Genomic DNA, 12,128 nt, shown 5'->3' on the forward strand with positions numbered 1-12,128 from the left:
CTGGCTCAAGTGGCCTGAAGGTTCGAGGTGGGTAGGAGACTGGCGCCTCCCGCCCTGCTGCTGGCCATCAAACGATAAAGTTGGCCGCCTGCAGTTGCGTGATATTGACGTTACTGAGCAGTACCAGCGCCGTGTCGAGCGACTGTGCCGAACTCAGGTCGCTGGAGTGGTACACCGTCACTGCGCCGCCATTGTCGATATCGCGGATGACGATGTAGCCCTGGCCCGACAAGACGCTGTCGTCGGCCGCAATCGCGCTGGCCGCCGCGCCGATCGACACCGCCGTGTCATTGAAGATGAAGATATTGTTGTTGACGAAGTCCGTATCGAGCGACACGCCGAGCGCCATCGACGCCGTCAGGTCGACGATGGCCGACATGTCGATCACGTCGCCGCCGGCCGAGGGCAGGCCGGTATGGAAGTCGGCCACCGTCAGCGGATTGTGCAAGGCGGCCTGGCTTAGTGCGAACAGATGCGATGCGTCCGTCAGGTCGGCCTGGGCTTGCGCCGCGGCGGCTGCTGCCGCATCGGCATTGGCGGCCACCGTCAGCGATGCCGCATCGGTCAGGTCGGCTTGCGCATGGGCTTGCGCGGCGGCGGACAAGGCGGCGTTGGCCGCCAGGCTCAAGGCTTGCGCGTCGCTCGCTTGCGCGGCGTCGAGGGCGGTGGTGGCGGCTTGCGCGTCTGCCTGGGCTTGCAAGGTCAGGGCATGGGCGTCGCTCTGGTCGGCCGTCGCTTGCAGCGCGCTGGCCGCTTGCGCGTCGCTGGCGGCGACCTGGCCCAGCGCCACGGCGTCCGTTTGCGCTGCCGCAGCGATCGCTTGCTGCGCCGCGACCAGCGCCGCATCGTAGGCTGCCAGCGCCTGCACTGCGGCCGCATCATCAGCCTGCGCCGCGTTATACGCCGCCAGCGCGGTGGCGGCGTTCTGGCTGGCGATGGCGGCGATCGCATCGTCGGCCAGGGCGGCCTGCAGTGCCGCTTGCGAGTTGACGGTGGCGATGGCGGCCGCCGTTGCCGCGGCGTCGGCGGCCTGTGCGGCAGTCGCTGCCGCCAGGGCGGCGCTGGCCGCATTGGCGGTTGCTGCCGCATTGGCGTCGTCGGCCAGGGCAGCATCGCGCGCGGCCACGGCGGCTGCCGCGGTGGCCGATGCTGCCAGGGCGGCGGCATCGTCGTTTTGCGCTGCCGTGGCGGCTGCCTGGGCAATCGCGGACTGGGCGGCCGCTTGCACGGCCGCGTCATCGTCCGCTTGCGCGGCCTGGGCGCTGGCTTGGGCGGCGGCGGCTGCCTGCACGGCAGCTGCCGCGGTGGCGTCGTCTGCCTGCGCCGCATGATAGGCGGCCAGTGCGGCGGCGGCGTTGGCTTGCGCCGCTTGCGCTGCGGCGTCGTCGCTTTGCGCGCTGTTGGCGGCGGACAGCGCCACCGATGCCTGTACGGCAGCGGCCAGGGCGGCCGCATCGGCGCTTTGCGCGGCCTGGGCGGCAGCCAGTGCATCGGCGGCGTTTTGCGTGGCTGCGGCGGCGGCCGCGTCGTCGGCTTGGGCGGCATTGAGCGCCGCCAGGGCGGCAGCGGCATTGGCGGCTGCCTGGGACGCTGCGGCGTCGTCGTTTTGCGCGGCGATGAGCGCGGCGGCCGCTTGCGCAGCTTGGGCGGCGGTGGTTAGTGCTGCCGTATCGGCAGCTTGCGCCGCCTGCGCCGCAGTGGCGGCGGCCAGCGCCGACTGGGCCGTGTTGGCGGCGGCCGTGTCGTCGGCCAGCGCGGCGGTCAGTGCGGCCAGCGCGGCAGCGGCATCGATGGCTGCCTGTGCCGCCGCTGCGTCATCGTTTTGCGCACCGGTGGCGGCGAGCAGCGCATTGGCGGCCGCATTGGCGGCGGCCAGGGCGGCCGCATCGTCGTTCAACGCCGCTTGCGCCGCTGCGGCGGCGGTGATGGCCGCAGCGGCCGTGGCGGCTGCTGCGGCATCGGCTGCCAGGGCTACATTGAGTGCGGACAGGGCGGCCGCGGCGTCCGCTGCTGCCTGGGCGGCGGCGGCATCGTCGTTTTGCGCCGCCGTGGCAGCGGCCAGCGCAACGGCGGCCGCTGCTGCAGCGGCTGCGGCGGCAGCGTCGTCGGCCGTTGCGGCCTGGGCGGCGGTGGCGGCCACGGCGGCGGCTGCAGCCGTGCTGGCGGCGGCGGCGTCGTTGGCCAGTGCGCTGTTCAAGGCAGCCAGCGCGCTGGCGGCGGCGTTGGCCGCGTTGGCAGCGGCCGTATCGTCGTTTTGCGCGGCGGTGGCGGCTGCCTGTGCAATCGCAGCGGCGGCCAGAGCGGCGGTGGCGGCCGCATCGTTGGCCTGGGCAGTGGACAGTGCCCACTGGGCCATGGCATTGGCTGCTGCTGCTGCTGCTGCTGCGGCGTCGGCGGTCAGCGCATTGTTGTAGGCGCTCAGCGCGGCGGCGGCGTTGGCGGCGGCCGTGGCTGCCGAAGTGTCGTCCGCTTGCGCGGCAGTGGCGGCGGCCAGCGCGAGGGCGGCGGCGGTGGCCGCGGCCAGCGCGCTGGCATCGTCGCTTTGCGCTGCCGTGGTAGCCGCTTGCGCGGTGACGGCCGCCGCTTGCGCGACGGCGACGGCGGCGTCGTCGGCCAGGGCCGTGTTCAAGGCGGCCAGCGCTGCCGCTGCAGCCGTGGCGGCGCTGGCAGCGGCGCTATCGTCGCTTTGCGCGGCGGCCGTGGCGGCGGCCGAGATGGCTGCCTGGGCGGCGGCAGCGGCGGCGGCCAAGTCGTTCGCTTGCGCTGCATTGGCGGCGGTCAGCGCGCTAGCGGCGGCGGCTGCCGCGGCGGCGGCGGCGGCATCGTCGGCCAGCGCGGCGTTCAGCGTGGCCAGCGCGGCTGCGGCGTTGGCATTGGCCTGGTTGGCGGCGTCGACGGCGGCGCGCGAGTTGATGACGACGAGCGCATTGGCGTTGGCCAGGTTTTGCGCAGTGATCGCATCGGCATCGGCGTCGACGGCAACGTTCAGGTCGCCGATAGCCACATTCAGCGCCAGGTTGGCGGCGACGGCGGCGGCGTCGTCGTTCAACGCCGCCAGCGTGGCGGCCAGCGAGATGCCGGCGATGTGCGCAGCGTTGGCGGCCGCATTGTCGTCGGCGAGCGCGGCATTGGCGGCAGCCAGGGCGGCGGCGGCAGTAGCGGCGATAGCGTTGGCAGCGGGATTGCCGAGTAGTACGGCATCGGCCGCGGCCTGCGCCGTGGCGGCCAGACCGGCGGCGACGACGGCGGCGGTGTCGTCGGCCTGGGCCGCCGCGGTTGCCGCCAGCGATGCGGCGGCAGTGATGGCGGTATTGACGGCGTTGGTATCGGCGGCAATCGCTGCGTTGAGGGCGGCCAGCGCATTGTTGGCGGCCGTCGCTGCGGCGGCTGCTGCAGCGTCGTCGGCCAGGGCGCTGTTCAAGGCAGCCAGGGCGGAGTTGGCGGTGGCGACGGCGGTGGCGGCCGTACTGTCGAGCGCTTGCGCAGCTTGTGTCGTGACCAGCGAGGCGGCGGCCACGATCGCTGCCGCGGCAGCGGCGGCGTCGTCGGCCTGCGCCGCCAGCGCGGCGGCTGCCGAGATGGCGGCGACATTGGCGGCGACGGCGGCGGCAGTATCGGCGGCAATCGCCGCATTGGTGGCGGCCAGGGTGTTGGCCGCATTGAGGGCGGCGCTGCCGGCGGCGGCGTCGTCGGCCAGGGCGCTGTTGAGGGCGGCGATGGCATTGTTGGCGATGGTCACGGCGCTGGTGGCGGCGGCGTCGGCTGCCAGCGCCGCATTGGCGGTCGCTTGCGAGGCCGTGGCCGTGGTGGCGGCCAGGGCGCCAGCCACATCGTCGGCCACCGCGGCGGCGGTGGCGGCGTTGGCCAGCACGGCGTTGGCGGCGGTCGATGCGGCAGCGGCATCGGCTGCCAGGGCGGCATTCAGCGCCGACAGGGCATTGGTGGCGGTGGCGGCGGTCGATGCGGCGGCGGCGTCGGCCGCCTGCGCAGCCTGGGTGGCGGCCAGCGAGGTCGCGGCGATGGTGGCGGAAGCGGCCGCCGCTGCGTCGTCGGCCAGCGCGGTTTGCGCTGCCAGTTGCGACAGCGCAGCGGTAGCGGCGGCGGCGGTAGCGGCATTGTCGGCCGCAACTGCGTTATTGAGCGCGGCCAGCGATGCGGCCGAGCGGGCGATGGCGGCAGTAGCCGCTGCATCGTCGGCAATGGCGCCATCGGCGGCGGCGCGCGACAGCGTGGCCGTGGTCGCCGCAAGGGTCGAGGCCAGCGCGGCAACCAGATCGAGTGGCCGCGAAGCCGAATGGGCGGCCGCTGCTGCCGCTGCTGCGGCGTCATTGTTGGCGATGACGGTCAAGGCGGCGGCATCGGTCAGCGCGGCCACGGTGCTGGCCTGCGTGGCCGCCGTGGCGTCCAGTGTATGCGCTGTGCCCAGCACTACGGCGTCGAGCAGGCCCGCCAGGGCATTGGCGGTGGTCACTGCCGCAGCATCGGCGGTCGCAATCAGGCCCAGCGCCACGGCGTCGGTCAGATTGGCCGTGTTTTGCAAGGCGGCTGCGGTGGTGGCGTCGACCGTCGAAATCAAGCCGAGCGCGACGGCGTCCGTCAGGTTGGCGGTGGCGGCGGCCGCATTGGCGGCCTGCGTGGCGGCGGTCGATACCGTCCCCAGCGCAACCGCGTCGGTCAGGTTGGCCGTTGCCTGCGCGGCAGAGGCAGCCGTATTGGCCGCTGTCGATACCAGGTTCAGCGCGACGGCGTCGGTCAGGTTGGCCGTCGTTTGCGCGGTGGCGGCCAGCGCCGCATTGGCGGTGGCGACCAGGCCCAGGGCGGCTGCGTCGGTCAGGTTGGCGGTCGCCTGCGCGGCATTGGCGGCAGCCGTGGCAGCGGTCGATGCATTGCCCAGGGCTACCGCGTCAGTCAGGTTGGCCAGGTTGGCCGCTGCCGTCGATGCGGTGGCGGCGGCCGTTGAAATGACGCCCAGCGCGACGGCATTGGTCAGGTTGGCGGTTGCCTGCAAGGTGGCGGCGGCGGTGGCGTCGGCCGTCGAGACCAGGCCCAGTGCGGTGGCGTCGGTCAGGCTGGCGATGGTGGCCAGCGCACCGGCGGTGGCGGCATTGGCGGTCGATACCAGGCCCAGGGCGACGGCGTCGGTGGCATTGGCAGCCGTCTGCGCGGTGGCGGCTGCGGCCGCCGCTGCGGTCGACACCAGGCCCAGTGCGACGGCGTCCGTCAGGTTGGCCGCGTTTTGTGCTGCGATGGCGGCGGTGGTGGCGGTGCTCGACAGCAGGCCCAGTGCAGTGGCGTCGGTTTGCGACGCCAGCAACTGGGCGGCGGCTGCCGCCACGGCGTCAGCGGTGGAAATGACGCTCAGCGTATCGGCATCGGTCAGGGCGGCGGTGGCGGCGGCGGCGGCCGATGCGGCAGCAGCGGTGGCGGCGGCGCTCACGGCGCTCAGATCGATGATTACGCCCGCAGCCAACACTGCGGCATCGACTGCAGTGGCAGCGATAGCGGCCAGGGCGGCGGCGTCGGTCACGTCGGCAGTATCTTGCAGTGTTGCCGCAGCCTGCGCCTGGGCCGTCGAGACAAGGCCCAGCGCATCGGCATCGGTGGCCGCTGCCAGCAGATCGGCGGCATCGAAGGTACCTTGCAGGTTGTTGACGATGGCGGTCAGGTCGAGCACGCTGGTCTGGCCCGCCGTCAGGTTGGCGGCGGCAGCCAGCAGGGCGCTGGCGTCGGCTGCACTGATCAGCGCGCTGAGGTTGATGCCGGCGGCGTTCGCGTTGGCGGTGGCGGCAGTGGCCGCCTTCGCATCGTAGTCTGCCTGCAGGGCAACGGCGTTGGTCAGATTGGCTACCGTCTGCGCGTTGGCCGCTACGGAAGCAGCCGTGTTCGAGGCGGCCTGCAGTGCATTGGCGTCGGTGGCGTCGGCCAGGGTTTGCGCGGCCAGCGCGGCGGCGGCATCGTCGTTCGACACCAAGGCCAGCGCGGCAGCGTCCGTCAGGCCAGCTTGGGCGGCGGCGGCCTGGGAGACGGCCGCTGCGGCGTCGGAGGTGATTTGCAGGGCGCTCGCATCGGTGGCGTTGGCCAGCGTCTGCGCAGCGCTCGCCGCATTGGCGGCAATGGCGGCTGCCGTGCCGAGCGCTGCTGCATTGGTGCCATCGGCCAGCGTTTGCGCGTTGGCGGCGGCCGTGGCGGCGGTATTCGACGCGGCCGTCAGTGCGGCGGCGTCGCTCAAGTCCGCTAGCGTGCTGGCGGCCGTGGCCGCCGCTTGCGCCGCGTTGGACACCAGGCCGAGGGCGGTGGCGTCGGTGGCGGCGGCCTGGGCGGCGGCATTGGTGGCCGCTTGCGCGGCAGTGGCGGCGGCAGCGGCCAGCAGGCCCGCATCGGTGGCGTTGGCCAGCGCGACTGCATTGGCGGCCAGTGCATTGGCTGAGTCAAAGGCCTGGGTCAGGGCGGTGGCGTCGGTATTGCCCGCTTGCGTGGCGGCCGCTGCTGCTGCAGCCTGGGCCGCGTCGGAGGCGATTTGCAAGGCGGCGGCATCGGTGGCGGCGGCCAGGGTGGCGGCGTTGCTGGCCAGTTGCGTGGCGGCGTTCGACAGGCCTGTCAGTACGGCGGCGTCGGTGGCGTTGGCTACGGTGGCGGCGGCCAGTGCGGCGGTGGCCGCAACGTTTGATGCCTGGCCCAGCACGGTGGCGTCGCTGGCGGCCGCTTGCGTAGCAGCGGCAGCAGCGGCTGCCTGGGCGGCGTCGGAGGCCGTTTGCAGGGCGACGGCGTTGGTCTGGTTGGCGAGGGCGGCGGCATTGTTGGCCGCTTGCGTGGCGGCGGCCGAGACGGCGCCCAGCGTGGCAGCGTCAGTCTGGTTGGCCAGGGTGGCGGCGGCCTGGGCTGCCGCATCGGCGGCGACGGCGGCCTGTCCCAGCACGCTGGCGTCATTCGCGGCCGCTTGCGCTGCGGCTGCGGCTGCGGCGGCCTGGGCGGCGTCGGACGCGACTTGCAGGGCGGCGGCGTCGGTCAGGTTGGCGATGGTGGCGGCATTGTCGGCCGCTTGCGTGGCGGCGGCCGAGGCGGCACCCAGCACTGCAGCATCAGTCTGGCCGGCCAGGGTGGCTGCGGCCAGGGCTGCGGCATCGGCGGCGGTGGCTGCCTGGGCCAGCACGGTGGCGTCATTCGCCGCGGCCTGCGCGGCGGCGGCGTTCGATGCGGCCTGGGCATTGTTGTAGACCGTTTGCAAGGCGGCGGCGTCGGTCTGGCCGGCGATCGCATTGGCATTGGCGGCGATGGCGGCAGCGGCGTCAAAGGCGGCGGCCAGGGAGACGGCGTCGGTTTGCGCCGCCAGGTTGGCGGCAAGCGCAGCATTCGCGGCCGCCGCGTTGGCGCTCACGGTCAGGCTCGTGGTGTCGGTGGCGTCGGCCTGTGCCTGGGCGGCGGCCGCTTGCGCGGCGGCTTGATCCGAGGCTTGTCCCAGTGCCGCTGCATCGGTCTGGTTGGCGACGGCGGTGGCGCTGGCGGCGTTTTGCGCGGCGGCGTTGGCAGCCGCATTCAAGGCGGCGGCGTCGGTGGCGCCTGCCTGCGTGGCGGCCGCTTGCGCAGCGGCTTGCGCGGCAGTTGCCGCTTGCTGCAGCGCGCCCGCATCGGTGGCGTTCGCTTGCGCCTGGGCTGCCGCCGCTTGCGCGCTGGCGTTATCGGCAGTGGCGCCCAGCGCTGCCGCATCGGTCTGGCTGGCAAGCGTGGCGGCGTTGGCTGCCTGCGTGGCGGCAGCGGCAGCTGTGGCCTCCAGCGCAGCGGCGTCGGAGGCAGCGGCGATGGCGGCGGTATTGGCGGCGTTAGCGGCATCGTTGTAGGCCGTCACCGCCAGTGCCGCAGCCTCGCTGAGGCTGGCTTGCTGGTCGGCGGTGGCGGCCACGGCGGCTGCGCTATCCGAGACGGCCAGCAAGGCCGGGGCATCGGTCAGGCCCGCTTGCGCACTGGCTGCCGCTTGCGCGGCAGCGGCAGCGAGCACCGCTTGCGGGGCGGCGGCTGCGGCGGCGTCATCGGCCTGCGCGGCGTTGGCGGCGGCGGCGGAAGCGGCGGCCGTGGCGTTGGCGGCTGCCGCCGCATTGTCGGCGGCGAGGGCATTTTGTGCTGCCGTTTGCGAAGCGGCCGCGTTGGCGGCGGCGACCGGTGCGGCCACGTCAGCGGCGGCTGCGGCAGTGGCGGCTGCCTGGGCCTGGGCCGCTGCCGCTGCCGCCTGTGCTGCCTGCTGGTCGGCCAGGATGGCGGCGTTGGCGCTTGCCTGCGAGGCGGCGGTCTTGGCGGCGGCGGCAGCAGCAGCGGCGTCATCGGCCAGTGCACTGCTGGCGGCATTCAATGCGGCAGCGGCGGCCAGCAGGGCGGCGTCCGTGACCGTGATGGTGACTGATTGATGCGTCGGATCGGTGCCGCCCGTACCTCCCGTACCGCCCGTACCTCCCGTACCGCCTGTACCACCGGTGCCGCCCGTACCGCCGTCGCCCTGGCCGCCGGTCGATCCGCCGGTGCCACCCGTGCCTGTACCGCCCGTGCCCGTGCCCGTGCCGCCGGTGCCGGTACCTCCCGTGCCACCTGTACCTGTGCCTCCCGTGCCTGTGCCTCCAGTGCCCGTGCCGGAACCGCCCGCTGCAGCGCCACCGCCGCCACCGCCGCCGGCCGCGGCGGCAACCAGGCCGAGGCCGCCAAGTGCGCCCAGGGCACCGAGTCCACCGATGCCGCCAGCAGCACCGGCTCCAGCCGATCCCCCTGCGACGTCGACGACACTGCCGCTAGGTACGCCCGCAGCGCCGACACCCGCAGCACCGCCGTTGCTGTCGCCTTGCGGCGTGCCCGCCTGGCCCGCAGCAGCGCCCGCACCACCAGTTGCCCCCGCAGCGATCGCCGCCGCCGTTGCTGCAGCGCCAAGGGCGCCAGCCTTGTCGGTGTCGGCGCTAGCCGTGACTTCGACCACGTTTTCAGCCGGCATGGACTGGTCGGTTGCGGCGGCTGGCGCCAGCTCGTCGTCGTCATACAGTTTGCGCCCGCCATTCTTGTCACTGGCGGCTTTTTTTGCGGGGGGGATGATTTTGGCGCCAGCGCCTTCGGCATTGACGGGAACTTGTGCTGGATTTTGTGGGGTGGCCATTTGAAATTCTCCGGAATAGTTATGTGTTCGGTCAATTTTTTTAAGGCATTAAAAATCAATAAATATCATTTAATTCATGATTACTCCGGCTGGCTTGCGCCATGATCGATCTTGAGCGCAGCTGATGTTTACAGCACAAGTAAAACATATCTGATTTAAAACCGCTGGGACGAAATGGCGGGGAGTAAAAAATATTTAAAATACTATTTTTATATTTGTTTCTCATTGCACTATTTTTTTTGCCTTTTGCTGCGCCGGCAACGGGCTAGTCTGGCAATACTCGCTGTCAAATGCATCTGCTTCGCTACACTCTTAGATGCGGTCACTCTGATGGTGGTTTTAAAAAAGAAATATTTAATTTCATTTTGATCATTTCCCATAGCCTTATTCTGTCGAGTTTTACTCGATGTAATTATCACTGATTGTCACGAAATGGCAGTTTTCGGCAAAATTTTCTGTCAGGGTCCAATATTTCTTCGCCTTTCATAAAAAACCCGCTTCGCTATCAAATTGCTAGTTGCTGATTTTTGGTACAACGATTATCAAATTTAATTGACAATAAAATGCAATAGAAATAATATTTTGTAATTTTTATATCAATTCTAGAATATTGAATCAATAGTCTTTAGATGCAGAGGGGATTTTTGATAATCACTATCAGGAATATAGTTAATATCGGCAGGCGGGAAAGAGAGGTTTTTTGACATGAAAAACGCCCCGGCGGGCGGGGCGTTGTGTGGCAGGATGGGGGTGGGATAGGCGCTGACAGCCCCGTTGTCAGCCTCGTTGTCAGCCTTCCTCGCGCCAGCGGCGCAGGCCGATGGCTGCGTAAATCTGTGCCGCGCCTGCTGCCGCGCCGAGCCAGGCGGCTGGCAAACTCAAGCTGGACCAGGAGTTGCTGAACACGTCGACCCTTGCCAGGTGCGAACCCTGTCCCAAGCCCCGCATTTGCGGCAGCAATTCCGGTTCGAACAGATACCAGCTGCCGGGGAGGGTGCCCAGCAGGGCGCGTCCGATGAGATTCATTTGTATCCAGCTGACATCGTTTTCCATTTGCGCCAGTTTGCCCGCCCACACGGTCAGGACGAGCAGTAGCAGCGGCACGCCGACGGCCCACAGGAACACTTTTGACTTGGCCCAGCTCGACACCATCAGCAACCAGCCCACCGTTGGCAAGGCCCACAGGCAATACACGGGCAGCAAGCCGAACACGCGCAGCGGACCCAGATACAGGCCTGGCGAACTGGCCAGTTCGGAAAACACGTGGATGCCATTGACCGCCAGCACGCCGCTCAGTATCAGCACCAGTGCCAGCGAAGTGAGGCTGGCAGCGGCGGCCACGATCAGCGGCGCGACCAGCAGGGCGATGGCCACTTTCGACAGCACCGTTTGTGCATCTGAGACGGGCAGTGACTTCCAGAACAGCACGCTGCGGTCGCGCCGGTCGTCATGCAGGGCGCTCAGGCAGTAGAAAAAGACCAGGAAGCCCAGTGCCAGGAATAGCGGCGCGGCCGTGTAGGTGTAGTTATTGGCGATGGTGTCGATGATTTCCGTGCGGCGCGGACCAAATGTGCGGGTATTGAAGATGGCGCTCCAGGACACTTCTTCGCCATTCAAGATCAGCGCCGTGCGCATCTTGGTCTTGGCGATGGTGCCGACCGTCATCAAGGTGCCCAGCAACGTCATGACGATGCCGATGACAGTGGGCGTCCATAGCAGCATGCCCTTGTACTCCCACAATTCACGCCTGATCAGCCACTGCATCTTTTTCATGGGGGAAATACTCATTGCTACGATCCTTTCATGGTCGCGACAAACAGGTCAGCCAGGCTGGGCGTGCGCAATTCGCCCAGGGCAGCGAGCTCGGTGCGGGCGACGCCATCGAACAGCATCACCGACTTGCCGAACACGCTGCGTTCGCTGATCGGCAGCAGGGCGCGCGCCGGGTTGACATACTGCGGCCCCACCATGACCTCGATATAGCGTTCGCCCACCTCTTCCATGGTGGCGGCCAGCACGATCTTGCCGTCGCGAATGAACATCAGGTCACTGAGGATGTGTTCCACTTCCTCGATCTGGTGGGTGGTAATGACGATGGTCTTGTTTTCATCGAAGTAGTCTTCCAGCAGGTTTTGATAAAATTGCTTGCGGTACAGGATATCGAGGCCCAGGGTCGGCTCGTCGAGCACCAGCAGTTTGGCGTCGATGGCCATTACCAGCGCCAGGTGCAGCTGCACGATCATGCCTTTCGACATGGCCTTGACCTTCATCTTCGGCGCCAGCCTGGTGTGCGCAAGGTAGCGCTCGGCCTTGCTGCGGTCGAAGCGTGGATGCACGCCGGCAACAAAATCGATGGCGTCGCGCACGCGCAGCCAGCCCGGCAGGATCGCCACGTCGGCGATGAAACAGACGTCATCCATCAACGCGTCGCGCTGCAGGCGCGGATCGCGTCCCAGTACCGACAATTCGCCGTCGAAGCCCGTCAGGCCCAGGATGGCTTTCAGGGTGGTGGTCTTGCCAGAACCATTCGGCCCGATCAGGCCGACAATGCGCCCCGGTGCGATATCGAAGCTGATGCCATCGATGGCCGCCTGCTTGCCGTAGTGCTTGCGCAAGCCGCGTGCGCTGATGATGCTGTCCTTGTTCAATTCGCTCATGCATTTTCTCCGTTTGCGCCGCCGTCGCGCTTGGCCTGTAGTAGTTGCTCCAGGTCAAGATCCAGGCGTGTGATGTGTTCCAGTAAGGTAGGCCACTCTTCGCGCAGGAAGCGCTCGCGTTCGCTGGCCAGCAACTTGTCGCGGGCGCCATCCATGACATACATACCGAGTCCTCAGCGTTTTTCCACCAGGGCATCGTCGACCAGTTCCTGATAGGCGCACGACACCGTGATGGGATTCAATTGATAGTCGGCCGCCACCTGGCTTACCGATGGCAGGGCTACGCCGGCCGTCGTATGGTCGTAGATGCACCAGCTGTCGGCGGCATGTTGCCGTAGTTCGAT

At 68.8% G+C, this 12,128-nt stretch carries 3 protein-coding genes and 1 pseudogene; all 4 read right to left on the reverse strand.

The window, feature by feature from the left end:
- Positions 1–67: 67 nt before the first annotated feature.
- The 4 genes and pseudogenes from ACQ4W6_RS12415 to ACQ4W6_RS12430 all read right to left on the reverse strand — a co-directional run bounded on the left by ACQ4W6_RS12415 (position 68) and on the right by ACQ4W6_RS12430 (position 12,128).
- Positions 68–9,127, reverse strand: coding sequence for a hypothetical protein (locus ACQ4W6_RS12415; protein ID WP_436567488.1), 9,060 nt, complete (start codon positions 9,125–9,127; stop codon positions 68–70).
- A gap of 789 nt (positions 9,128–9,916) precedes the next feature.
- Complete coding sequence (locus ACQ4W6_RS12420) at positions 9,917–10,915, reverse strand: hypothetical protein (RefSeq protein WP_436567489.1); 999 nt, start codon at positions 10,913–10,915, stop codon at positions 9,917–9,919.
- A 2-nt stretch (positions 10,916–10,917) separates the two neighbouring features.
- On the reverse strand, positions 10,918–11,784 hold the full coding sequence (locus ACQ4W6_RS12425) for an ABC transporter ATP-binding protein (protein ID WP_436567490.1): 867 nt from the start codon (positions 11,782–11,784) through the stop codon (positions 10,918–10,920).
- Positions 11,781–12,128, reverse strand: a pseudogene (locus tag ACQ4W6_RS12430) (GntR family transcriptional regulator). Before ACQ4W6_RS12430 ends, ACQ4W6_RS12425 begins: the two are co-directional and overlap by 4 nt.

This window comes from Janthinobacterium woesei, assembly GCF_051380875.1.
In the GTDB taxonomy this organism is placed as follows: Bacteria; Pseudomonadota; Gammaproteobacteria; order Burkholderiales; family Burkholderiaceae_D; genus Janthinobacterium.

Excerpts from the sequence above, each read along its gene's own strand:
- ACQ4W6_RS12415 (WP_436567488.1), bottom strand. The coding sequence starts at position 9,127 with ATGGCCACCCCACAAAATCCAGCACAAGTTCCCGTCAATGCCGAAGGC.
- ACQ4W6_RS12420 (WP_436567489.1), bottom strand. The coding sequence starts at position 10,915 with ATGAGTATTTCCCCCATGAAAAAGATGCAGTGGCTGATCAGGCGTGAA.
- ACQ4W6_RS12425 (WP_436567490.1), bottom strand. The coding sequence starts at position 11,784 with ATGAGCGAATTGAACAAGGACAGCATCATCAGCGCACGCGGCTTGCGC.